This window comes from Pseudoalteromonas sp. MM17-2 (assembly GCF_022347945.1).
GTDB classification, from domain to species: Bacteria; Pseudomonadota; Gammaproteobacteria; order Enterobacterales; family Alteromonadaceae; genus Pseudoalteromonas; species Pseudoalteromonas ruthenica.
The window spans coordinates 119,375-143,811 of the sequence record NZ_JAKRFV010000002.1; the positions used below are offsets into that span (position 1 = coordinate 119,375).

General features: G+C 48.5%; 24 protein-coding genes. 16 read left to right on the forward strand and 8 right to left on the reverse strand.

Annotation, left to right across the window (positions count from 1 at the left end; translation table 11 throughout):
* Positions 1-24: 24 nt before the first annotated feature.
* Both MHM93_RS02200 and MHM93_RS02205 read left to right on the forward strand, forming a co-directional pair.
* Positions 25-3,024, forward strand: coding sequence for an EAL domain-containing protein (locus MHM93_RS02200; protein ID WP_239447828.1), 3,000 nt, complete (start codon positions 25-27; stop codon positions 3,022-3,024).
* Positions 3,021-3,446: a GNAT family N-acetyltransferase gene (locus tag MHM93_RS02205; protein WP_053910307.1), complete on the forward strand. Its 426-nt coding sequence runs from the start codon at positions 3,021-3,023 to the stop codon at positions 3,444-3,446. Before MHM93_RS02200 ends, MHM93_RS02205 begins: the two co-directional genes overlap by 4 nt.
* Here the strand turns inward: MHM93_RS02205 and smrB are convergent.
* On the reverse strand, positions 3,443-4,006 hold the full coding sequence (gene smrB / locus MHM93_RS02210) for an endonuclease SmrB (protein WP_026111224.1): 564 nt from the start codon (positions 4,004-4,006) through the stop codon (positions 3,443-3,445). The two genes, MHM93_RS02205 and smrB, sit on opposite strands and share 4 nt — an antisense overlap.
* 88 nt (positions 4,007-4,094) lie before the next feature.
* Between smrB and prmB the strand changes: the two genes are divergently transcribed.
* The 6 genes from prmB to MHM93_RS02240 all read left to right on the forward strand — a co-directional run bounded on the left by prmB (position 4,095) and on the right by MHM93_RS02240 (position 9,911).
* Complete coding sequence (gene prmB, locus MHM93_RS02215) at positions 4,095-5,030, forward strand: 50S ribosomal protein L3 N(5)-glutamine methyltransferase (protein ID WP_022945747.1); 936 nt, start codon at positions 4,095-4,097, stop codon at positions 5,028-5,030.
* A gap of 42 nt (positions 5,031-5,072) precedes the next feature.
* Positions 5,073-6,170, forward strand: a complete 1,098-nt coding sequence (gene aroC / locus MHM93_RS02220; protein ID WP_022945746.1) for a chorismate synthase — start codon at positions 5,073-5,075, stop codon at positions 6,168-6,170.
* An 88-nt stretch (positions 6,171-6,258) separates the two neighbouring features.
* Positions 6,259-6,813, forward strand: coding sequence for an elongation factor P hydroxylase (locus MHM93_RS02225; RefSeq protein ID WP_239447829.1), 555 nt, complete (start codon positions 6,259-6,261; stop codon positions 6,811-6,813).
* Positions 6,803-7,930, forward strand: coding sequence for an ATP-NAD kinase family protein (locus tag MHM93_RS02230; RefSeq protein WP_239447831.1), 1,128 nt, complete (start codon positions 6,803-6,805; stop codon positions 7,928-7,930). Before MHM93_RS02225 ends, MHM93_RS02230 begins: the two co-directional genes overlap by 11 nt.
* Positions 7,931-7,932: 2 nt before the next feature.
* Positions 7,933-8,211 (forward strand): YfcL family protein, encoded by a 279-nt coding sequence (locus MHM93_RS02235; RefSeq protein ID WP_022945743.1) that lies wholly within the window; start codon positions 7,933-7,935, stop codon positions 8,209-8,211.
* Positions 8,212-8,354: 143 nt separating this feature from the next.
* Entirely contained in the window at positions 8,355-9,911 is a 1,557-nt protein-coding gene (locus MHM93_RS02240; RefSeq protein ID WP_045978180.1) for an AbgT family transporter, read from the forward strand.
* 55 nt (positions 9,912-9,966) lie between these two features.
* On the opposite strand, the gene MHM93_RS02245 is transcribed toward MHM93_RS02240, so the two are convergent.
* Positions 9,967-12,567, reverse strand: a complete 2,601-nt coding sequence (locus MHM93_RS02245) for a TonB-dependent receptor (protein WP_239447833.1) — start codon at positions 12,565-12,567, stop codon at positions 9,967-9,969.
* 400 nt (positions 12,568-12,967) lie between these two features.
* Positions 12,968-13,450 carry an SsrA-binding protein SmpB gene (smpB, locus tag MHM93_RS02250; RefSeq protein WP_022945740.1) on the reverse strand — a complete coding sequence of 161 codons (483 nt, stop codon included), beginning with the start codon at positions 13,448-13,450 and terminating at the stop codon, positions 12,968-12,970.
* A gap of 147 nt (positions 13,451-13,597) precedes the next feature.
* Here smpB and MHM93_RS02255 point away from each other — a divergent pair, with 147 nt between their 5' ends.
* The 3 genes from MHM93_RS02255 to MHM93_RS02265 are packed head-to-tail and all read left to right on the forward strand — an operon-like array spanning position 13,598 to position 14,899.
* Positions 13,598-14,041: a type II toxin-antitoxin system RatA family toxin gene (locus MHM93_RS02255; protein WP_239447835.1), complete on the forward strand. Its 444-nt coding sequence runs from the start codon at positions 13,598-13,600 to the stop codon at positions 14,039-14,041.
* Positions 14,038-14,358: an RnfH family protein gene (locus MHM93_RS02260; RefSeq protein ID WP_022945738.1), complete on the forward strand. Its 321-nt coding sequence runs from the start codon at positions 14,038-14,040 to the stop codon at positions 14,356-14,358. The genes MHM93_RS02255 and MHM93_RS02260 overlap by 4 nt, the downstream gene beginning before the upstream one ends.
* Positions 14,339-14,899, forward strand: coding sequence for a YdcF family protein (locus tag MHM93_RS02265; protein ID WP_239447837.1), 561 nt, complete (start codon positions 14,339-14,341; stop codon positions 14,897-14,899). The genes MHM93_RS02260 and MHM93_RS02265 overlap by 20 nt, the downstream gene beginning before the upstream one ends.
* A gap of 77 nt (positions 14,900-14,976) precedes the next feature.
* On the opposite strand, the gene bamE is transcribed toward MHM93_RS02265, so the two are convergent.
* Positions 14,977-15,339, reverse strand: a complete 363-nt coding sequence (bamE, locus tag MHM93_RS02270; protein WP_022945736.1) for an outer membrane protein assembly factor BamE — start codon at positions 15,337-15,339, stop codon at positions 14,977-14,979.
* Between the two features lie 69 nt (positions 15,340-15,408).
* Between bamE and MHM93_RS02275 the strand changes: the two genes are divergently transcribed.
* Positions 15,409-15,756: a GIY-YIG nuclease family protein gene (locus MHM93_RS02275; protein ID WP_022945735.1), complete on the forward strand. Its 348-nt coding sequence runs from the start codon at positions 15,409-15,411 to the stop codon at positions 15,754-15,756.
* On the opposite strand, the gene MHM93_RS02280 is transcribed toward MHM93_RS02275, so the two are convergent.
* The 4 genes from MHM93_RS02280 to ilvC form a co-directional block, all read right to left on the reverse strand.
* Positions 15,725-16,600, reverse strand: a complete 876-nt coding sequence (locus MHM93_RS02280) for a M28 family peptidase (protein WP_239447839.1) — start codon at positions 16,598-16,600, stop codon at positions 15,725-15,727. The two genes, MHM93_RS02275 and MHM93_RS02280, sit on opposite strands and share 32 nt — an antisense overlap.
* Positions 16,597-17,766 carry a tetratricopeptide repeat protein gene (locus MHM93_RS02285; protein ID WP_026111222.1) on the reverse strand — a complete coding sequence of 390 codons (1,170 nt, stop codon included), beginning with the start codon at positions 17,764-17,766 and terminating at the stop codon, positions 16,597-16,599. Before MHM93_RS02285 ends, MHM93_RS02280 begins: the two co-directional genes overlap by 4 nt.
* A gap of 104 nt (positions 17,767-17,870) precedes the next feature.
* Positions 17,871-19,784 carry a methyl-accepting chemotaxis protein gene (locus MHM93_RS02290; RefSeq protein WP_239447841.1) on the reverse strand — a complete coding sequence of 638 codons (1,914 nt, stop codon included), beginning with the start codon at positions 19,782-19,784 and terminating at the stop codon, positions 17,871-17,873.
* Positions 19,785-19,887: 103 nt separating this feature from the next.
* Complete coding sequence (gene ilvC / locus MHM93_RS02295) at positions 19,888-21,360, reverse strand: ketol-acid reductoisomerase (protein ID WP_239447842.1); 1,473 nt, start codon at positions 21,358-21,360, stop codon at positions 19,888-19,890.
* 132 nt (positions 21,361-21,492) lie between these two features.
* Here ilvC and ilvY point away from each other — a divergent pair, with 132 nt between their 5' ends.
* From ilvY to MHM93_RS02315, 4 genes are all read left to right on the forward strand, one after another.
* Positions 21,493-22,377, forward strand: coding sequence for an HTH-type transcriptional activator IlvY (ilvY, locus tag MHM93_RS02300; protein ID WP_239409178.1), 885 nt, complete (start codon positions 21,493-21,495; stop codon positions 22,375-22,377).
* Positions 22,378-22,508: 131 nt separating this feature from the next.
* Entirely contained in the window at positions 22,509-23,342 is an 834-nt protein-coding gene (locus tag MHM93_RS02305) for a MipA/OmpV family protein (protein ID WP_239447843.1), read from the forward strand.
* 1 nt (position 23,343) lies between these two features.
* Positions 23,344-23,724 (forward strand): DUF3019 domain-containing protein, encoded by a 381-nt coding sequence (locus MHM93_RS02310; protein ID WP_022945729.1) that lies wholly within the window; start codon positions 23,344-23,346, stop codon positions 23,722-23,724.
* Between the two features lie 15 nt (positions 23,725-23,739).
* Positions 23,740-24,432 (forward strand): response regulator, encoded by a 693-nt coding sequence (locus tag MHM93_RS02315; protein WP_022945728.1) that lies wholly within the window; start codon positions 23,740-23,742, stop codon positions 24,430-24,432.
* The last annotated feature ends 5 nt before the right edge of the window (positions 24,433-24,437 follow it).

Consider the following 24,437-nt stretch of genomic DNA (forward strand, 5'->3'; position numbering starts at 1 on the left):
CCAGAGACTTAAAAAGGATAGGCAGTGGTCTACAGGCGTCCGCCATCTCGGTTTGGCATTCATTCCCTCAGCATCAAGCTCTCGGCATTGATCTCTGCTATTTGTTTGATTGCCGGTATTTTTGCGGCGGTGCTGATGCTCAAGTCAGAGCAAAAGCAGTTGATGTTTGAAGAGCATGAACAGTTAAACCAATATAGTGCACGTTTTATCGGTCAGTTTGGCCGTTTTATTGATACCAAAACCAACATTGCTGAGCAGGCCAACGAGGTCGTTAAACGCGCTTTATTCACTCACACCAACGCCAATGCTTCCTTTGAGTCACCTCAATTTATAATTACCGATGAACTAACACTGCGCAGCATGTCTGATGATGGCCTTTCTGCTGCCATCATCCCGAAAAAAAATTATTCACCATCCTACGAGCAACTGTTTGCAAAATCAGAGCAGCTTTGGCAGGTCATTTCACCCACGTTGATTCAAGAGTATTTTAATTTCTATTTGCTGACCGAGGATGACTTTGTTCGAGTGGCGCCGCCGAACTGGGCATTGGATGTGCCAGCGGATTATCGCGCCGTGAACTCATTGAATTTCGATCGCGTTAATGAGCAAAATAACCCCACCCGTCAGGCAGTGTGGACGCCGGTGTACTACGACCCTATCTGGGGCAAATGGATTGTCAGTATTGTCACGCCTATTTATAAGCAGGATCAGCACGTCGCGCTAACAGGTGCGGATTTAGAACTGGATAAATTACTCGAATACTTACCAATAGATGACCCACATCAGCAGATGTTTGTTGTTGATGCACAGGGACAGTTATTGGCTCACCCGCGCTTAGACAATGCCACCTACCAACGCTATGGCCGCCAAGGTAAACCGCTACGCATGTCTGACTTTATTAACCCTAAACTGGTTGAATTAGTCAGTGGGGCGCTGCGCTTAAAACTGCCAACGGTGACAGAGCAATTCAGTTACGAGGGAGAGAATTACCTCACCACGATTCGCAAAGTTGAAGGGCTGGATTGGTACGTAGGCATTTACCGTAAGCAATCCAGTGCTTTAGAAGCGCTTGAGGCATTGCAAATTAAGTTCTTAGGGCTGTTTATTCTCTACGCCATTCTCGTTGCTCTGCTATTACACCAAGCTTTGTATCAGCTCGTGCTCCGGCGCATTTATTTGCTTGTGAATGCGGTATCCAGCTTTGGCAAAGGCAAAATGGACACCGATTTCCCGCCAGAGAGTAAAGATGAAATAGGTGTTCTCAATGGCTCATTTAAAGACATGAGTGTCGAGCTGAGTAACACCATAACCGGGCTTAATCAGCGTATTAAAGAAAAAGAAGTGGCCGAGCAGGCTGCCAACCGGCTCTCTAAAGCGGTCGCTTACTCTGGTACTGGGGTGTTGATCACCAACTATCAACTGCAAATTGAATATGTGAACCCGAAAATGCTGGAGATGACCGGGTACAGCGAAGAGCACTTTATTGAGGCCAAATTACTCAGTGTTATTGCCCGGGAAATGGCGATTCTCAACGAAGACATTGAGTTTGATTTACGCTCACGTAATTATTGGCGTGGTGACACCATGCTGCAGCACATTGATGGTCGAGCCATATGGGTATCGCTCAGTATTTCTCCCATCCGTGATGAGGAAGGGGATGTCGATAGCTACGTAGTTTCTGCGCAAGACATTTCCTTTGTAAAAGAGAGTCAGCGCAAAATGGAGCAGCTGGCTTATTTTGATACCCTTACAGGTTTGGCCAACCGTACTTTCTTTCGCATGCAGCTACGTAAGTCGATGGCGCTCGCGGATAGAGGGCATTATGCTTTTGCCTTGTTTTACTTCGACCTTGATGAATTTAAACGCATTAATGACACTTTAGGTCATGATGTCGGTGACCAATTGCTGGTAGAGGTAGCTCGGCGCCTCAAAAACCGCCTTCGTACCGAAGACACCATTGCCCGTTTAGGCGGTGATGAATTTGCGGTATTACTCAGTGGTATTGAAAGTCATGAACGTGCAAAAGAAGTAGCTAATACCATTCAGCGCACTCTTAATCAGCCTATTCAGCTTGGCAATAACGAGGTGATTGTGAGTGCCAGTATTGGTATTACCATGGCGCCCGATGACAGTAGCGAAGAAGATCAATTGCTTAAGCACGCTGATTTGGCAATGTACGAAGCCAAGGCGAAAGGCAAAAATACCTATCATTTCTACTCCAAAGAGCTCAATGCCGCTGCAAACGAGCGCTTATACATAGAAAATGAGCTACGCCAAGGGATCCGTGATAGTCAATTTCATCTTCATTATCAACCACAGGTTGATAGCCGTGATGGCCGTATCCTTGGTTTTGAGGCATTGGTGCGCTGGACTCACCCTGTGCAAGGCCCCATTTCACCATTTAAGTTTATTCCCATCGCTGAAGCCACAGGACTCATTGTTGAGCTTGGCGAGTGGGTGATGCGCGAGGCGTGCGCATTCTCGGCGCGTCGAGCTAAAGCTGGTCTTGAAGCCAATGTATCAGTGAACTTATCAGCGCGGCAGTTCCAAGACGCCAACCTCATTGCCACTATGAGTAAAACCTTGCGTGAATCTGGCATTGCCCCTGACAAGCTCCACCTTGAGCTCACTGAATCTATGTTAATGGGAGACGTCGATACCGCTATTTCGCAGTTGCTTGAAATGAAGCGTTTGGGCGTGTCTATTTCCATTGATGACTTTGGCACCGGCTACTCGTCGCTAAGCTATTTAAAACGTTTCCCGGTTGATGTGCTGAAAGTGGATCGCTCTTTTGTGCAAGATATCCCTGAAGACTCTAATGACATGGAGATCACCGCTGCTATTATTGCTATGGCACAAAAATTAAACCTCAATGTTGTTGCCGAAGGGGTTGAGACGAAAGAGCAAATGGAGTTTTTGAAAGCCAATAACTGTTTTATTGTGCAGGGCTATTACTTTAGTCGTCCGCTGGAAGAGGGAGCGGTCAATGCGTTGCCTGAACACCTCGAAGTGGAAGCCCCATGAGTTCAGTGCATATAGATACAGACAAAGCAAAGCTGCAGTTTGACGTGATCCACGGGTTTATAAGCCGCACTTACTGGGCTAAAGATATTCCTGCTGCGGTGATGCGTCGTGCCATCGATAACTCCTTGTGCTTTGGCGCCTATAACCAACGGGGCGAGCAAGTAGCCTTTGCCCGCGTGACCACGGATTACGCCACATTCGCTTATCTGGCTGATGTGTTTGTATTGCAGCATTATCAAGGACAGGGGATAGGCAAAGCGCTTATTGCTAAGGTGGTCGCCCACCCTGAGCTGCAAGGGTTGCGGCGTTTTATGCTCGCCACCTTCGATGCGCACGATTTATATCGTCAGTTTGGCTTTAACGCCATTGATGATCCAAGCATTTTGATGCAACGTCATAATGCCGATATATACCAAGCCTAAAGAAGTGGGCTGACATCCACGGGCAAGTCAATAAGAATTAATAACGCCCCTTTACCGCCATATTCTAATGGCGCTTGGTGCATGGCAATCACATCAGGATGCTGCACCAGATATTGCGGCACTTTGTGCTTTAACACCCGCTCACCAATACCATGCACTACACACGCACAGGCCACATGCTGTTTTTTGCAGGCGCTGATCAGCGCTGCTAATTCCTGCTTGACCGTTTCTTTGTTGAGGCCGTGCAAGTCGAGGATCAGTTCCGGGTTGTAATCGCCACGACGCAATTGCTTTGCCAGATAGCGGTCTTCTCCTGCTTTGACATAGCTGATGGTGCTGTGTGTGTCTATGTCGGGAATATACTCGTCTGAAAAGTAGAATTCGGTATTACTTTGGCGCTCCACTTGTTGGCGCTGAGCGATCGGCTTTTTCTGTTGCCCAGTCAAACGCACGGTGTCATTTTTGACCCGCTTGGTGGCGCCAATGCTTTGGCGAAATAAATCGATGTCCTGTTGCGACAATGGCTGTGCGTCAGGTGCTGTTGGTTGCTGTTTTTTCATGGTCGAGAGTTTAGCCAAAAAAAGCATAAAAACCTAGCGTTAAACACGCTACAATGGCGCTATTAAGGGATAACGAGCGTTTACAAACATGAGCGACATTTTGCTAACCGACGCCCAGCGCGAAGATGCTGAGCACACCTTAGAAACTATCAATGATTGGCTGCGTTGGGCCACAAGTCAGTTTAGTGGTCATGGCTTATTCTTTGGCCATGGTACTGATAATGCTTGGGATGAAGCCGTAGCTCTGGTATTACCGGCACTGCATTTACCTATGGATGCGCCGAACACGCTTCTTAGTAGCCGTTTAACCACAGCTGAAAAGCTGCATTTGAGTGTACTGATTGCAAAACGTATTAATGAGCGCACACCCGTGGCGTATCTAACCAATCAAGCATATTTCGCTGGCATGCCATTTTATGTAGATGAGCGGGTATTAGTGCCGCGCTCACCGTTTGCAGAGCTCATCTCGCAGCAGTTTTCACCTTGGGTGCAAGAGCCCGAAAATGTAATGCGTATACTCGATATGTGTACTGGCTCAGGCTGTATCGCCATAGCCTTGGCGCAGGCATTTGAAAATGCGCTGGTGGATGCTGTGGACATCTCCCCTGATGCACTGGCCGTGGCAGATATCAATATCCAGGATTATCAGCTGCAAGATAGAGTATTACCGATTTTATCCGATGTATTTAGCGGCGTAGGCCAAGAAAAGTACGACTTGATCATTGCTAACCCGCCTTATGTTGATGCTGAGGATATGGGCGATTTACCTCAAGAGTTTCACCATGAACCGGAGTTAGGGCTGGCTTCGGGTGAAGATGGCTTGGATGTGACCCGCCAGTTGCTTGCTAACGCAGCACAGCATCTAACAGATAACGGTTTATTATTTGTTGAGGTGGGCAACTCTATGGTACACATGGAAGCGCTATACCCCGAGGTACCCTTCACATGGCTTGAGTTTGAGCAGGGTGGTTTAGGGGTATTTATGATTTCAAAAGCCGATTTAGATGCCCACTTTGGCAGCTAGATTAGCTACTAGGTAACGCCATTTTTGGAATGAGGAAAGAACATGGCAGGTAACAGTATAGGGCAGCTATTTAAGCTCTCTACCTTTGGCGAAAGCCACGGGCCAGCGCTAGGGGGGGTGGTCGATGGCTGCCCACCAGGGCTGGAGCTTAATGAGGCTGACTTACAACACGACTTAGACCGGCGCAAACCGGGGCAAAGCCGCTACACTACGGCGCGCCGAGAGGCGGATGAGGTGAAAATTCTCTCTGGGGTGTTTGAAGGCAAAACGACCGGTACCAGTATTGGCCTGGTGATTGAAAACACCGATCAGCGCTCCAAAGACTACAGCAAAATTAAAGATGTGTTTCGCCCAGGCCATGGTGATTACAGCTATTGGCATAAATATGGTGTGCGTGATTACCGTGGTGGGGGGCGCTCTTCAGCCAGAGAAACCGCTATTCGCGTCGCTGCGGGGGCAATAGCGAAAAAGTACCTGAAACAATTTCACGGTATCGAGGTGCAAGGGTGCTTGTCGCAGCTAGGGCCTATTAAAGCGCAGCAATATGATTGGAATGAAGTGCATAACAATGCTTTTTTCTTCCCTGATGCCAGTCAAATTGATGCCCTTGATGAGTATATGCGAGATTTAAAAAAGCAGGGCGACTCCATCGGCGCGAAGGTCACGGTCGTGGCTAAAAGTGTGCCGGTAGGTTTGGGCGAGCCTGTGTTTGACCGTCTTGATGCAGAACTGGCGCACTCATTGATGAGCATCAACGCGGTTAAAGGGGTGGAGATTGGCGATGGCTTTGCCGTGGTCGAGCAAAAAGGCTCTCAAGGTCGCGATGAGCTCACCCCGCAAGGCTTTACCTCCAATCATGCTGGCGGTGTGTTAGCGGGCATCTCTACCGGCCAAGATATCGTTGCCAGCATCGCCCTCAAGCCCACGTCAAGCATTACCGTGGTGGGGCAGAGTATTAACACTCGCAATGAAGCGGTAGAAATGATCACTAAAGGCCGTCATGACCCTTGCGTAGGTATTCGTGCGGTGCCTATTGCTGAGGCGATGATGGCCATTACCCTGATGGACCACCTATTACGGCAACGGGCACAAAACCCCCATGTGGCCCATGAGTTTGGGCCTATCCCAGGGCAAAAATAAATAAAGTGACGCAGCCAATAGGGCTGCGTTTTTACTTTACCTCGCAAAATCCGTACAATCCTGCGGTGTTTTTGTTTTCAATTTTGTTATGCACCACGTTGATGAATTAATCGCGCTATTTGAGCGCACGTTTTATGCGGATTACACCACTCGCTTGGTGCGCGGTGAGGACGAGCCCATTTACTTGCCCGCAGACGAACATTGCGGTTATCACCGTATTGTCTTTGCCCATGGATTTTTCGCAAGTGCTCTGCATGAGATTGCTCATTGGCTTGTCGCCGGTGCTGAGCGTAGAACTCGTGAAGACTACGGTTACTGGTACTGCCCTGATGGGCGCAGTAAAGAGCAACAACAGGCATTTGAGCAGGTGGAAGTGCATCCACAAGCAATTGAATGGGCGTTGTCTTTGGCGGCGGGTTTTCCCTTTAATGTGTCAGCGGATAATCTCGGTGGTGAGCAAACCTGCCGATTTCGTTTTCAGCAACGGGTGTATGACAAGCTAGTCAGGCTTATTGAGCAGGGCTTTAATGCTCGCACTGAGCGCCTATTGCAAGCCTTGAGTCAGCATTATCAGCAACCCTACCCACTGACGCCAGAGCGGGTGCATTGGCGGGGTGTACAGGAGCAACGCAATGCGCTTTAAACTAGGTTTAATTGTTAACCCCTTGGCTGGACTTGGGGGGGCCGTTGCGCTTAAAGGCAGTGACGGTGCGCAAACGGCAGCCAAAGCCATCGCCCTTGGCGCCGAGCCGAAAGCGAACCTACGTACCCGTGCGGCCCTAGAGCAGCTCCTCGCTTATCGCGAGCAACTGTGTATTTACACTGTCAATGATTCCATGGGCGAACAAGTCGCCAAAGAACTCGGCTTTGATGTTGAAGTGGTGTATCACAGTGAGCGCTCAACCACGGCTCAAGACACTGAACTGGCGGCAAAAGCGCTGCAGGCTATAGGTGTGGATTTATTATTGTTTGCCGGAGGCGATGGCACCGCCAGAAATATCTGTCATGCCATTGATGATACGCTGCCGGCGCTGGGCATTCCTGCGGGCTGTAAAATTCACTCAGGCGTGTATGCCATTACCCCAAAAGCGGCGGGTAGGGTGGTTGAAATGCTGGTTAAAGGCGAGCTGGTGACCCTCAGCGAAAGTGATGTTATGGACATTGATGAGCAGGCTTTTCGCCAAGGTGCAGTGCGCGCAAAACGCTACGGCGAGCTGCGCGTTCCCAGCGAGTTACGCTATGTGCAAGCAGTGAAAAATGCCGGCGGTAAAGAAGTTGATGAGTTAGTACTTGCTGACATCGCAGCCTTTGTGGTCAGTGAGATGGATGAACAATACCAGTACATTATGGGTTCAGGCTCAACGGTTGCAGCAGTCATGGAAGAAATGGGCCTAGAGAACACCTTGCTAGGGGTGGATTTAGTTCAAGATCAAGCGTTGATAGGGCAGGACATGACCGCGCAGCAGTTGCTCAGTGCTGTCGAGCAGGCGCCAACCAAACTGGTTATTACCCTTATTGGTGGCCAAGGACATTTATTCGGTCGAGGCAACCAGCAACTGAGCCCAGCGCTTATTCGCGCTATAGGAAAAGACAATATCATCGTTGTTGCTACGAAAAGCAAACTGCAAGCGCTGCAAGGGCGGCCATTGGTTTGCGATACCGGCGACAGCGAACTAGACGACGAATTATCCGGTTATATACAAATAACCACAGGCTTTAATGACCATGTGCTCTATGCCGTGGGCCACTTTGAGGAGTAGTAATGCCTTACACACAGTATGTCGATGCGGCGCAGCAGTTTTTTGATGATTTGGTTGATAATGCCGATGACGATCAGCTCTTCGCGGGCGGTTATCTGCGCGGCCACTTTGATTTGGCTGTCGGTTATGCGCAAGTAGAGAACTTGCCGTTAACCCCAGATGAGCTCAACCAACAGGTGGAAGAAAGCTTGGTAAAGGCCTATCAAAATGGTGAGCTGGATGACACCGACCGAGATCATGTGGTGGTGATTTGGGAGCAAGTTAAGGCGCTTGCCAACTAGCCCCATTGCGTTACACGAATACCTAAAAACACCAGCTAGCTGGTGTTTTTGTCTATATAGCCTTTATGGGCATTTTGCAGTAGTCTGCACAGTGGAAATTGCGTGGCGGATGTTCACGCACTCGCTTTAGCTAAGGAGTGATAATGAATAATAATAACGGTGGCCAGCAAGGAGCTGCACCAACTGGCGCTATCGCGCGCTTTTTAAATACTATTGAGCATGTGGGGAACAAGTTGCCCGATCCGGCAATGATTTTCTTGTTCTCTATGTTACTGATCTGGGTGCTTTCCTGGGTATTCTCAGGCGTTACCTTTGATGTCATTGACCCGCGCACCAATGCGCCTATTGTGGTTAATAACCTACTCACCGGCGATGCGTTAGCGGGCTTTCTCGCCTCGATGGTGAAGACCTTCACCGGCTTTGCGCCACTAGGTGTGGTGCTGGTGGCGATGCTTGGTGTTGGCGTTGCTGAGCACAGTGGCTATATCAATACCGGCATTAAGCTGATGCTTAAACGCACTCCGCAAGCCTTACTTACACCAATGATTATTTTGGTCGGTATTGTGTCGCATACCGCGACAGACGCCGGCTATGTATTAGTGATCCCACTTGCCGGGGTTATTTTCTACGCCATGGGGCGTCATCCATTGGCGGGTATCGCAGCGGCATTTGCCGGTGTGAGCGGTGGCTTTAGTGCTAACTTTATTCCCTCAGGTATCGACCCGCTATTACAAAGCTTTACCCAAAGTGCGGCGCAAATCATTAACCCGACAATGGAAATCAACCCGCTTAACAATTACTACTTTACCTCAATGTCGAGTATCTTCATTGTCTTGGTGGGGTGGTACATCACCGACAAGATTATTGAGCCACGGTTAAAGAACTCTCCGGTTGATGGTAACACCGATGAATTGCCGGCTTTTGAAACGGCGACCTCGAAAGAAAAGAAAGCCTTCTTTATTGCCACTGCAGTGATGCTAGCTGGCTTGGCGCTGTTAGCGTATGTAGCTAGTTTAGGTGACTCACCACTGCGCGCTGAAAATGGCAAGCTGGCTGATTTTAGCGCACCAATCATGCAATCCATCGTACCGCTTATTTTCTTATTGTTCTGGATCCCAGGGGCGGTGTATGGCTTTGTTGCCGGTACTTTCCAATCCTCAAAAGACATGGTGATGGCGATGACCAAAGCCATGGAAGGGATGGCGTATTATGTGGTGATGGCGTTCTTCTGTGCGCTATTTATTGCCGCATTCGCACAGTCTAATCTGGGTGCATTGCTGGCGATTGAGGGCGCAGCAGTCTTGAAAGCCTTGTCCTTGCCAAGTGGCGTGACTATTGTCGGTATTATCTTTTTAACTGGCTTTGTAAACTTGTTTGTCGGCTCAAGCTCGGCGAAATGGGCACTACTTGGGCCTATCTTTGTACCAATGTTAATGCAGCTTAATATCTCTCCTGATTTAACTCAGGCTGCTTATCGTGTTGGTGATTCAAGCTCAAACATTATTACGCCATTGATGCCTTACTTCCCGCTGGTGGTGGTGTATTGCCAAAAGTATGTGAAAAATACCGGTATAGGTACGCTGATAGCGATGATGTTGCCTTACTCTATCGCCTTTTTGATTGGCTGGAGCATCTTCTTGTTAGCCTATTGGGGCTTAGATATTCCATTGGGTATTCAATCTTCGTATACCTATGGTTAAGGGTTGAGCCCAGCAAAAAGGCCGCGATATTCGCGGCCTTTTTTGTGTGATTGGCTTAGTTAAAACGCCACGTTAAGTTGGTGTATACGTAACGTCCACGGGGGTTATGGATAGACGATACATAACCGTAAAGGTCAGAATCACCATCGCCAATGGCAAATGGCGGCTCGTCGTCGAAGAGGTTATTCACACCCACAGATACGCGTACTGCATCATTGATGTGATAAGCACCTTGAATATCGACGAGGGTTTGCGAGGCAACATCACGAGAAGTCTCGGTGTCGAAATCCAGGTTACCATCGAAGTCGATATCCGGCGTGTCCTCGAATGAACCGATATAGCTGATATTCATATTGACGTTGAAGTCGTTGAACTCCCAGTTCGTGCTAAACAAGCCACGGTGTTTGGGATACTCGTACTCGCCAATATATTCACGGTCATCTTTGTTGAACTCATGCATGTAAGACCATTCAAGGTTGAACTTCAATAGCCCCATGTCGGCAAGATCCATGCTGTAGTTGGTTGATAAATCAACCCCTGACGCTTCTTGTGACGAGACGTTCTCAAAGGTGCTATTGACGGTTTGAATAACGCCTAGCGCCTCGCCATTGGCCGGTGGCAAGCGTACACACACGGTGCTGTTTTGATCGTTACAGTGCGTGTTGTAAATCATACCGAAGTCTTGCTCGTCGATCTTGTTGTCCTGTTCAATGCTCCACACATCAACAGAGATACCTAAATCGGTGGTGGGTGCCCAAATAGCACCAACGTTCCAAGACTCAGACTCTTCAGCTTCTAAGTCTGGGTTACCAGCAAACTCGATATTGTAATCAAGTAGATCGCAATCTTGTCCGGTGGCTTGACAGCGATAGGTATCGACGAAGAATTGGCTTTCTTCTGATGGGCCTAGGCCGATCTGCGCCAAAGACGGCGCGCGGAAGCCTTGTGCCCATGAACCACGCAGGGAAAACTCATCACTAGGCGCCCATTTCAAGGCAACCTTAGGGTTAGTGGTAGAGCCAAAATCACTGTAGTCATCGTGACGACCGGCTAATTGCAACTCTAAGTCATCGCGCAGAGGAATGGAGAACTCCACATAAGCCGCCCACTGGTCACGCTCTGCAGCGGCAGAGACGGACTCAGTACCAAAGATAAGGCCGCGCTGGAACTGATCGTCAGGCACATCGCTGACATCTTCTTCACGGTACTCAAGACCTGCAGCCATCATCACCATGGCATCGTTAAATTCGAACGCTTCACCACTGATACTGGCATCAAAAGAGGTCATATGCGACTCACCACGGCGCACTAAGCTGGTGGTAATGCGGTCAATCACCGCCGGATCGTTTTGGACACCGCCGAAGGGATTATAGTTACCGGCATCAATCTCCTGCTGTAGGAAGTCAACACGGACCCAACCCATAGAGCGATCGCCTGTTTGCTCTGACTTTGAGCGGCCTTTTTGCGCGGCCACTTCCCAGTCCCAGTCGTTGATCACACCGCGCAAGCCAGCTACAAAGCGCAGTGTATCAGACTCGATATCCCAACGACGAGGACCCGCATCAACAGTACGATAACGACCAATTTCAATGTCTTGTCCGAACGGATTGTTAGGGTGGGAGCCCGGAACGGTAAGGCCTGCGTCTTCATCAAGTGGTGTTGGTGCACCACCGGCTTCAGAGGTGTTGTGCTGCGCTGCAATTTCTAAAAACGCAGTGATATCGTTATCGAAATTGTAATCAAACTGAGCAATGGCGCCTACGCGCTCTGCAGGAGGCGTGATAAAACCGTACGGACCATAGTCAAACAAACAGCTGCCACTGGCGGTGGCACTCTCGGGTGGACAGTTCGGGTCGATAGTCTTTTCACCATTGACGTAAAAGTAGCCTGGGAAACCACGTGATGAACGAAAATCCATGCCACCATAAGGCGCTTGGTTTGCGGTACCCAGTTTACCCATTTCTGCAGACTCTAAACCGGTATTCTTAAAGTAGTCCAGAATCACCGACGCACTGCCTTTATCACTGGTTGTGCCCCATACTAAACTCGCAGTGGTTTCATCATAATCGGGGCCGGTCGTTTCTCCGTAGCCAAGGTTGATTTCAATCCCTTCAATGTCTTTTTTCAAGATTACGTTCACTACCCCAGCAACAGCGTCTGAGCCATAAATGGCCGAGGCGCCGTCCTTAAGGATATCGATACGTTCAATGGCTGATACTGGAATCGAGTTGATATCGACAAAAGAATTGGTGATGCTCTCGGCGAAGGCGCTGATGGCGACTCGGCGGCCATTAATAAGCACCAAAGTGGCATCCGGTCCCAGCCCCCGTAAGCTAACAGCGGCGCCGCCGTTTGCGGTTGAGTCTTGGTTGTTGCCGCGAGTAGAGAAGGTGCCGTTACCGGCTACAGGCATACGTTCTAGCAATTGTTGCAAGTTGTCGTAGCCCATATTGGCAATGTCTTCTTTACCAATGCTTTGTACTGGCGACGGCCCTTCCATATCGGTGCGCTTGATACGCGAGCCAGTGACTTCTATTCGTTCTACACCTTCACCACTGGTTTCGTTAGCGCTGGCAACAGAGGGGAGGGATAACGCAGCAGAGCCTAAAGCGAGGCTTAGGGCAGTGCGCACAGTGCACGGAGTAAACTTTCTCATCCTGAAATCCTTGTTGTTATGTTTCCTAAAGGGAAACTTTTAGTTGTCTTAAATACATTTGCTAGAGACACCTAAGCCAATCGGCGTGGGCAAACGGCTGCATACTCAGTCAATGCGTGAGGAGTCGCCAAGAGAATCCTTTTAGCTTCCCGACTTACGGGTATGGAGTATGTCTACACGTCGTTGATTAACAATCAGTTAGGGTGACTGTCGTGAATCAAGCAAACAACATAGGATTAACATTCTTTACAAGAATTTGGCAATGACCTATTAGGGGTAATTTGTAATAAAATTTGTTATTGACCAGTGATTTAGCTGAATGCCAACTGAAGGTGATAAGTAAGGTGTTGAATTTAAGAGGGATTTCTAGGGTAATAAAAAAGCGAGCTAGAGCTCGCTTTTATCTGACTTTATGTTTCATTGTGCGCTCTTTTTCTCGAGCCCAATCTTTATCTTTGGTATCAGCACGTTTATCGTGCATTTTCTTACCTTTGGCGAGGTGGAACTCCAGTTTCACCCAGCATTTTTTCCAATACATAGCGGTGGCAACAAGCGAGTACCCTTCGCGTTCGGTTGCGCCAATAAGACGGTCAATTTCACGCTTATTCAATAGCAGCTTGCGATAGCGCATCGGATCACACACTGTGTGTGTCGAAGCACTGTTAAGGGGCTGAATTTGACTCCCCAATAAAAACGCTTCACCGTTTTTAATATGAATATACGTTTCCGAGATATTGACCTTACCGGCACGGATACTCTTTACTTCCCAGCCTTGTAGTTCAACGCCAGCTTCGAATTTATCGTGTAAAAAATACTCATGGCGCGCTTTTTTATTTAGCGCGATGGTATTTGAGGTCGATTTTGCGGTTTTTTTCTTTGCCATAACGTCGCCATTATACTGATTGTCTGTGTATTTACATCATTTTTTTGCTTAGCGCTCAATGAATAAAGTGAGTTTTCTGGTTTTGCACAGGGTACTTGGGGCGCTTACGAAAGCTTGCTAGAATTGCGGCTATTGTGAGGAGAGGTTATGCCCCAGATAGAAAAGTCAGCGCTGGTCATGTACAGCAGCCAAGAAATGTTCGACTTAGTGAATGATGTCGACGCGTACCCGCAGTTTTTGCCCCATTGTAGCGACTCGAAAGTCTTTGCTCAGGGAAACAATACCATGCGTGCCGGTCTGGAAATTTCCAAGGCCGGTTTAAAAAAGTGGTTTACCACAGAAAACAAGCTCGATGAGCAAGCATATACCATTGCCTTACAGCTGGTGGATGGCCCTTTTAAGCACTTACATGGTCATTGGCATTTTAAGCCTCTTGATGAGCATGCTTGCAAGGTCAGCCTGAAATTGGAGTTTGAGTTCGCGAGCAAGCTAGTGGAAATGGCTTTTGGCCGTATTTTCAATGATGTAGCTAAAAATATGGTAAAAGCGTTTACCCAACGAGCCAAGGTCGTTTATGGGGAGCGGGCATGATTGAAGTCGAAGTGGTGTTTGCACTGCCGGACAAAGCCACCACCCTACGGGTGGAGATCCCTAAGGGCAGTACCGCAGAAGAAGCGGTGCTGAAGTCAGGCATCGTTGATAAGTGCCCTGAAATTGACATGGCGAACTTAACCTTAGGGGTGTGGAACCGCACCTGCAAGCTTGATACTGAGCTCAAACAAGGTGACCGGGTAGAAATCTATCGTCCACTTATTGCTGACCCCAAAGAGGCTCGCCGTCGTCGTGCGGAGAAAGCCAAAGAAGAGGGGCGCGCCAATAAAGTGACCGGTGGTAAAGTCAAGGAGTAGCGCGCAAAGCGCTGATGGCGGACTTTCTTACGCCGTGGTGGTTGTGCTCGGAGCACCTAATGACCGCTTCGGGCAACTGAGTGATATCGCTCGAGCCCGGGGAGAGTATGCGGCTAAGCTCTATCATCGTTTAAGTAGCCAAGGTCAGACGCATGTGCTGTGCACGGGCGGCTTTGGTGAGCACTTTAATCAATCACCCTGGCCTCATAGCGCACTTCAACAGCAGCATTTAATAACCCAGGGCGTCGAGCGCGAGGCACTGCTTGCGCCAACGATGAGCCGCTTTACCTTTGAGGATGCATTGCTTAGTCAGCCAGTGCTGGCAAGCCATGCAAAGGCTTGCTTACACATCGTTACTTCTGGTTTTCACCTAGCGCGAGTCGCGAGCATTTTTGACGCTTTATATAGCCAGTACAGGCGAACTTATCATGGTTGCATAACGCCTGTGAGTGCGCGCCAATATCAGGCATTGTTGGTTCATGAACGACAGGTTATGGCTCGGGAGCTGCGTAACATTGCCGCTTGGCGAGCAGGGAATTAAAAAACGCGGCATGAAAGCCGCGTTTTTACAACGTAAGAGTCCAAGTTGTGAGCCTATTACGTATCACCTATGAGCGTTTATTGCTCCAAAGGAGTGTTAAATTGTTCTGGTTGCTCGTAGTCGTCAGAGATAACTCGGGCGAGTTTTTGGTCTTCAAACTCAAGCGTAAGCTGCTTGCGTTGTTCGTTTTTACGGCCCAAGTTAAATACATATAGATAGTGCCAAGTGTCGTCGTCGAACGCATCTTCGGCAACTGGTTTACCCAACACGAACAATACTTGCTCGCGGGTCATATTAACGCGAAGCTGATCCACGTCAGATTGCTCTAAAAAGTTCCCTTGGGGAATGTTAATGCGGTAGACCCAACTAGAGCATGCGCTTAGAATACTGCATGACAAAACTACGGCTACGGCCAGCGAATACGGTTTTAACCACTGCATGTTCGTTTATCAGTCCTTATTAATTATTGTTAGCATGATACCTATTGTGCACTGAAGGTAAAGCGTCAAATGCTACATCAGACCGCCGCGAAGGCAAATAGTTTTATAGAAAGTGAAAGTCATCAGTGGTGGTGGTTATATATCGTACAGACACGTCATAACCATTGGTACACAGGCGTGAGTAACGACGTTGTAAAGCGCTTTGAGGCTCATCAGCAGGGTAAAGGGGCTAAGAATTTACGTGGCAAAGGACCGTTATCACTCATTTTTGCGACTCCAGTTGGCTCACGCAGTGACGCCTGTAAGCTGGAATGGCAAGTAAAAAAAATGCGTCGCGCAACGAAAGCCCACTTTATCGCCACTACCGATAATTATGCGGCGGCTATTATGGATGCGCTACAGCCTGACACTGCTTAGTGAGTAGAGCGCGACTAAACTGCGCTAGCATGGGCAATGTAGCTTGATAACGCGCTTTGTTGATATGCTCGAAGGTATCTTCAAGGCTGTGGTAATGCTTATCTTCTGCTGCGGTTATAAATATTGCCGCAATCCCTTGGCGCAAAAAGGCATAGTGATCACTGGCCCGGCGCCAATCGGTGATGTTTTTCCCCAAGCGGCGATTAATGCTTCTTCCCGAGCGCACTACACTGAGTTTTACTGGGCTGTTGATTAAGCTATGCTTTGCCGCTGCACACATTTTATGTGGCGCGTATACGAACAATCTGCTGCGAGCGTTGGTTAAATTCAGCATGTCGAGGTTTAAGTTTGTATACAGGCGCTGCGCAGGCTGAGTTTCGACAAAATGCTTGGCCCCATGCAGGCCTTGCTCTTCGCCATCAAAGGCGACAAAAATAATTTGCTCTTTCATGGCTTGCAGTTGCTGCGCTAAGTACAGCAGGGCAGCGACTCCTGAGGCATTATCATTGGCTCCTGGGTAGTAGCGCTGACCATGGCGGCCGAGATGATCATAATGCGCACTGATCACTAAACAGCGGGTCTGGCATTCGCTGGTAAAGATGTTAATGCCTTGCGTGTTGGCAAAAAAACCACTTGTAAAAGAGAAGCCAGCGCGCTCAGTGCGATAACCTAGCTCGGTGAGACGCTGAACAATATACTGTTGAGCGAGCTTACTCGGCGCTGAGCCTGTTTTTCGTCCCGCCAATGCCGGGCTAGACAAATAGGTGATATCATCTTGCCAGTTTGTCGCTGAAGCGCCAGAGCTCAGCGACAACATCAAAATAAGCCATCCGTATTTGCTCATCGATTACTGGCAACTAAATTCAGTGCTGCCAGCTTACCGCGATAGCGTTCTTTATCATACTTAAACTGCGCGCGCTGATGTGCCATTGTGAGGTGCTTGCGTGCGGCTTTGATATCGCCCATAAGGTAATAGGTACGCGCCAGTCCAAAGTAGCTCTCATGCATGCGTCCGTCTAACTCACGGGCCTTGCGGAAATGCGCTAAAGCTTGGCTATATTGTTTCTTTACAATGTCTTCATTGCCAAGGGCCACTTGGTAATAAGGGTTAGTTTTGCGTTTATTTGCCAACGCGGTTTCAATTTCTTGAGCCTGTTGCTGACGCCCAGTAAGTTGATACAAAATGGCTAAATTACCCGCTGCTGTATTATTGTTCGCGTCGGCTAATAAGGCATAGTCATACGCTTGCTCGGCGCGCTGATAATCCTCGATCACCCGAAATAAGATACCGAGATTACCCCACCCGCCAGAGTAGCTTGGGTCCATCTGTGTAGCCGCCAGGAAATAACTGAACGCCTCGTTACGCTTGTTATTCACCAACGCCGCCGCCCCTTTATTGTTATAAAACATGGCTGCTACACGCTCTTTGCTGATGGTTGTGGTTTTGAAGTTGTCACCGGAGATATCTGGCGCAAAGTCAACCAGCATAGCGCCTTGGTTGTCATAAAGGTTAATGACATCGCTGCGGCGCACTTTCGGCATGCGTAATTTTAAATTGATATGGCCGGTGAGCAGGTTGTAGCCTTTGTCGAGGGCCCAATATTCGGGGATATGTACGCGTTGAAATTCACCTTCTAAGCCTAAATGCTCGGCCATACTGAAGGCCAAAATAGACAAGGATAAGCAATTAGCGTTGAGCTGGTTATAGGTTTGCTGAGCAGTCAGTGTAGCACCACTTTGATAACGCAAACTCTTATCGCCATTATTGAGTAGGAACATAATTAAGCGCTTGGTTGCACTTAAGTCACCAAAACGCGAAGCGAAGGCTTGATTGAGTTGTGCTTTCATATCGCTGTTGAGGTTGAAAATATCGTCCATGCTTTCAACAGGCAAGGCTTGAAGCTCGGGATGGTAGGTCAAATTCACCGGCGGCGGTGGCAGGTGTGATTGCTCAGTACTGCTACAGCCTGCCAACAACAATATAAAGGCCAGCAAAGATAAGCACCGCATTGTTACCTCCTACCGAAAACCTCGGTCTACAATCAACAACATATTGGTTAATTATAGACCGAGAGGCAAGCATTAGGGCGCTAAATTGTTACAAATGATGAGTGTTAGCGCTTATCAAAGCTTGCCACTAACGCATCAAGCTGCTCTGCACATTCGTGCAAGGTCGTGACTGTGGCTTTGACATCGGCGCTTTGCATGGCGATAGCGTCACTGGCACTGCTGATCATTTCAACTTGTCGGCTTACATCACTCATTACCGAGCTTTGCTCTTCCGTCGCGGTGGCAATAATCGTGGTAATGTCGTTAATTTGTTCGCTAGCTTTGGCGTTATCATTTAGCAGGGTGCTGCTTTGCTCCATAATTTCAACACTGCGCAGCGCGCCTGAACGGGCTTGCTCCATACGCGCCACCATATTGTTGGCCGAATCGTTAAGGCTATCGATAGTGCGTTGAATCTGTGCCGTGGAGCTAGACGTTCTACTTGCTAGCGCGCGGACTTCATCAGCGACAACGGCAAAGCCTCGGCCGTGTTCACCAGCGCGGGCAGACTCAATCGCTGCGTTTAGCGCCAGTAAGTTAGTTTGCTCGGATATTCCCGTTATGGCACTGACCACATCGGATATTTCTGAGGTTTTGGCGACTAACTCTTGCAACTCTTCGCTCATTTGCTCTACACCTTGGGCGAGACTGTTTATTTGCGCCAGTGCATCGGCTACTTGAGTGCGATTAAACTCATTATGCTGTTGCCCTTCCGCAGTGAGCGAGGCTGCACTAGCGGCGTTGTTGGCTATCTCTGCAACCGTGGCTTCCATTTGGTTTGCAGCCGTTGCTACACTAATTGTTTGCTGCTTTTGTTCCTCTAGCGAACTGGCTTGAGCACCGGCTTGCTGGCGCAACTCGCTAGCGCTGTGGCCGACCTGTTGGCTTTGCTGTGCGACCGCTTTAATCGCATTGTCTATTTTCGATAAAAACTCATTAAATCCGCTGGTGAGCTCGCGCAGCTCGGGTTGACGCAGGGTATCAAAACGATGATCTAAGCGTGCTTGCCCTTGCCCAAGCTCAATAAAGCGTCGAGCAATGTCTTTAATGGGGGCAGTAATATTCGTTGCTAATACAAACCCAGCCACACACATCAACGCTGCAACGACGATGGAAATCATAACAATCTGCCACATTAGCGCATTGACACTGGCAAAGACTTCATCCGCAGGGACTTGAGCAATAACGTACAAATCGGTATTAGTGATCGGGCTGGCGGCAACAAAGTAGTCACTTTGGTGCAGGTTGAGTTCAGTGATCGCAAACTCATTGCCCAGTAGCGCTGTGCTTACCGGTTGTTGATAAATATCTTCTAGTGTGGCTTTGGCGACCAGTGCTGCGTCAGGGTGCAGCTGCACTAAGCCTTGGCTGTTAACTACATAAACAAAGCCGGACTTTTCGATTGTGAAGCGCTCAAGCATCTGCTGCATGTCATCAATACTTTTCGCCAGGCCAGACAGTCCAAGTCCGCCCACTTGCTGGTAATTGACGAACATTTTCACATCGCCTGGGGCTTCTTGATAAATGCTAATAGAGCGGGGCTGTGCACTGTCTTTAAAAGCGAAAAACCAACCGTCTTGCTCAGCAGTGAGGACGCGTAAAAAGCCGTCTTGATTCCAGTATTCGCCGCTATTGCGGTTAGCCCAAGAGGCAGTGGCTAAATCATATTGTTGTGCGACTTGCTGCAACTGCTGAATTAGCAGGGCGTCATCGGCGCGTCCTTGGGTTTGCGCCCAACGCGCCACCATAGCGCTGCTAGCTAGCTGTTCACTGGCATTGAGCAGGGTGTTAATCTCGTTACTGATATGGTTATTGATGGCTTCAACTTTAGCGGGTAACTCGGAGTGGAGCATGCGCTCGGCAATAGCCTGTTTAGCACTATACAGTGAAATGGAGCCAATAATGGCCGCCACTACGATGGCAATAAACGAGGCCAGTAGCGTGACTTTTTGGCGAATTGTGAGTTGAGCTAGCTTCATACAACTTTAGGGCAACAATAAGTAGGTTAAGATAATTCTACCCGCTGCAATAAAAAAAGCCCAGTGCAAAGCAGCTGGGCTTGGCTTCTAACAAGCGAACGGGTTATACAATTTTCTTCATGGCCGACATATAGCCTCGCAGTACGCCACCAATTTGCTCGACCGGGTGAGCGCGCAGTGCATCATTGACTTGGATCAGCGCTTGATTATCAACGCCTAAATCTTGGCTATCTAGGCCTCGACCGATGACGTCGGTGTCAATATTCGCCATAAAGGGTTGCAGTAATGGCAAGCAAGCATGGTTGTATAGGTAGCAGCCATACTCTGCCGTATCAGAGATAGTGCGGTTCATTTCGTAGAGCTTCTTCCGTGCGATGGTGTTGGCTATCAATGGTGTTTCATGCAGTGACTCATAATACGCAGACTCTGCTTTGATACCCGCTGCAGTCATCGTTTCGAACGCCAGCTCAACGCCGGCTTTCACCATGGCGACCATTAAGATCCCGTTGTCGAAGAACTCTTGTTCAGCTATTTCCACGTCACTATTTTGTTGTTTTTCAAAGGCGGATTGCGCTGTTTGCTCACGCCAATTAAGTAATTTAGTGTCGTCTTCGGCCCAATCGGCCATCATGCCTTTGGAAAATTCGCCGCTGATAATGTCATCCATGTGCTTATTATAAAGCGGGCGCATAATCGTTTTTAGCTCTTCGCTTAGAGCAAAGGCTTTCAGCTTGGCAGGGTTACTTAAGCGGTCGAGCATGTTGGTAACGCCACCATGTTTGAGGGCTTCGGTGATCACTTCCCAGCCATATTGGATGAGCTTGGATGCGTAACCAGCGTCAATGCCTTTTTCGACCATTTTATCAAAGCACAATAGTGAACCGGTTTGTAACATGCCACACAAAATAGTTTGCTCGCCCATTAAGTCGGATTTTACCTCGGCGACAAAAGAAGAAAGCAGCACCCCAGCGCGATCGCCTCCGGTGCCTGCCGCATAGGCCTTCGCTTGTGTTAAACCTTTGCCTTCAGGGTCATTTTCTGGGTGCACAGCAATGAGTGTCGGTACACCAAAACCACGTTTGTATTCCTCTCGTACCTCAGAGCCTGGGCATTTCGGCGCCACCATGATCACGGTGATGTCATCGCGAATTTGTTGACCTTCCTCAACGATATTAAAGCCATGAGAATAGGCCAAAGTTGCGCCTTGTTTCATCAGTGGCATGACCTTTTCCACGACGCTGCTATGTTGCTTATCTGGCGTTAGGTTAAGCACTAAATCAGCGTCTGGGATCAGTTCCTCGTAAGTCCCGACGATAAAGCCGTTTTCACTGGCATTTAAAAATGATTGACGCTGTTGTTCAATAGCAGAATCACGCAGTGCATAGCTTACGTTCAAACCTGAGTCCCGGAGATTAAGGCCTTGGTTGAGTCCCTGCGCACCACAACCGACAATCACGAGCTTCTTCCCCACTAATGCATCGACACCGTCGCTGAACTCACTGCTGTCCATAAATTCGCATTGACCTAATTGAGCCAATTGCTCTCGCAGAGACAGGGTATTGAAATAGTTTGCCATGGTTAAATCCTTGAATAAAAAATTGCTGCACTTTGAAAAGTCATTGCTAGAGAATGTAGGTCACTTTTTATATTGCGTAAAATGATATATTTGTATTACTGTGTTTCATAATATGAAATGCTGGAAAGTGTTATGCATCATAAACAGTTGGAATATTTTTTAGCCTTGGCGGAGACCTTGCATTTTGGCCGTGCTAGTGAACGCTGCTATATCAGTGCACCAACGCTGAGTCGTAATATAAAGCAGTTAGAGCAGCTGTTAGGTGCCAAGTTGTTTATCAGAGACAATCGTCAAGTGGCGCTGAGCGATGCCGGTGAGCATTTCATCACCTACGCGAAAAATACGTTGATGCAGTGGCAACAGCTAAAGGCTAGTTTACATGGTGCGAAGGAGCTTCAAGGAGCGCTGAGTATTTATTGCTCGGTCAGTGCCGCGTATAGTTTTTTACACCCGTTATTAAGTGCTGTGCGCGAACGTTATTGCGGCGTCGAAGTAAAGCTGCATACCGGAGACCCTGCCTATGCGCTAGAACGTGTGTTGGATCACCATGAAGATGTGGCTATCGCCGCTAAACCGGCGAAGTTACCCGCGCAAATTGCTTTTCGCCGCCTAGGGTGGTCGCAATTAGTATTTATTGCTCCTAAAACACCGTGCGATATCAGTCGTCAAGTGGCTAACTCACCTTCCATTCCTTGGCAGCAACTGCCTTTTATTATTCCTGAGCAAGGGGAGAACCGTACCCGACTAATCAGCTGGTGGCGAAAGCGGCGTATACAACCGCCTATTTATGCGCAAGTCAGCGGTCACGAGGCATTGGTTTCTATGGTATCCTTGGGGTTGGGTGTTGCTCTAATTCCTCAGGTGGTGTTAGAAAATAGTCCATTTGCACAGAGCGTGCAGATCTTAAATGTGGACGATGCGCCACCGCCCTTTGAAATAGGTTTAGTCGCGCAACAGCGCCGTTTAAGTGAATCAGTACTAGGTGCATGTTGGCAATTGGCAGCGCAACTGAAATAATGCCTAAGTGCATTCACTATCGGTTCTATAAGCGTGATCAAAAGGACGCAATTTGTGAATGATTGTAATTATTGCTGATCTGTTAAAAGGGTGTTGCTAGCATGTCGAGACGTTTAATTTAGGGGTGATCTATGCTTGGCACGCACAGTCGACTATTGGCTATGTTTCTGATCGCTGCGGTGTTTAGCGCGCCGTCGGCACGAGGTGAGGAAGTCGCGCTAAATCAGTGGCATGTCGGCGTTAACATCGGCTACGGCAGCATGACCAATCCACTTCATGGTGGTGATAATCTGCCATTAATACTTATCCCCGATATCGCATATTATGGCGAGTCTTGGTACTTTGACAATGCGCAACTAGGCTACACCTTTGTTGAACACTCCGAACATGTGCTTAGTATCGTCACTGAATTTAACTCTGAAACCCGTTTTTTTGTTGATTGGCACCCGAGCCGCGTCTTCGCTTTACAAGGGAATTCTTTCGCTAGTACGGAGATGGATGGCCCACGGGTCGTTGATATTCACGATGTACGAAAGCGTCAGTGGGCATTAGATGTAGGCTTGGAGTACCATTACTTTTCCAGCGCCGGGCAAGTCACCGTTAATGCACTGGCGGATACCACCAGTGTCTATAATGGTTGGCGCGCGGATATTAGTTGGCGTAACAGTTATCGTATGCAGCGGTGGATCGTCGAACCGACGGTGGGTATCAAGTACGCTAATGCAGAAATGAATACCTACTTTTATGGCCTACAACAGCAAGAGGTGACCGGGCTAGATGCGTTGAGCCTAGGCAGCACTTTACAGCCCTATGCCAACATTGATGTCAGCTTTATATTGAACAAGCGCAATGCGCTGCGCTTTCATGTGGGTTATATTGACTACCATAGCTTAGCCAATGATAGTCCCTTGTTTGAGGAGTCGAGCGCAGTAACGGCCTTTATTGGCCTCAAGCACGTATTTTAATATGATCAGCGCCGTTTTTGCAGCGACTTTAGTTAATGCCATGCAACTTAGCAGTACGCTTACGCTAAGTGATACGGCGTTGGTGATTGCTCCGCAATACTGTGTGGTTGCCGAAAAGGGGCAGGCATGCGAAACGGCCATGCATATCCGCTGGCAACTACCGCAAGCGATGCCCGTTTGCTTGCGCGAGAACGAGCGAACCTTGCAATGCTGGCAAGACCAACGGCAAGGGCAGTGGCAGTATAAAGCCAAGGTTCAGTTACCGGCCATATACTCCCTTACCCATGCACAAACCGGCGAATTAGTCGTAGATACCCAACTGGAACTGCAAACGATGCAAAGCTCGCGTCGGCGCTTACGTTCGGTGTGGAGTTTTTTTTAATTCAGGAGTTGGCACATGGCGAACATACTCTTAGTTGAGGACGATTTGGCTCTACAAGAGCTAACCCGAGACTATCTGCAACAGAATAATTTACATGTCGCAGTGCTGTCTCGCGGTGACGAGGTGATGGACTACCTTAGTAAACACAAAGTGGATTTAATGATTTTAGATGTCATGCTGCCAGGCAAGGATGGCTTCACTGTGTGCCGCGAAGTACGTGATAAGTACGCGCTACCCATTTTAATGTTGACTGCCAAAGGCGAAGATTTTGACCAGGTTATCGGTCTTGAGCTAGGTGCAGATGACTATGTGATAAAACCTGCAGAGCCTCGGGTGCTGCTGGCGCGTATTACCGCATTGTTAAGACGCACCCAAGAGCAAGATAAAAGCGTGCAAAGTGTCACTTTTGGCGAGCTGAAAATTGATAAAAATAGCCGTATTGTGACGTTGAAAGGGCAGGAAGTATCGCTGACCTCTCATGAGTTCGAGCTATTGTGGTTACTGGCAAGCAATGCTGGTGATGTACTGAGCCGCGAATATGTACACGAACAAATGATTGGCCGTCAGTACGATGGTTTAGATAGAACGGTTGATGTACGAATTTCACGATTACGCAAAAAACTAGGTGATAATAGTGATAAACCCTATAGAATAAAAACGGTATGGGGTCAGGGTTACCTGTTTGTAAGCGATGCGTGGAGTGAATAACTAAT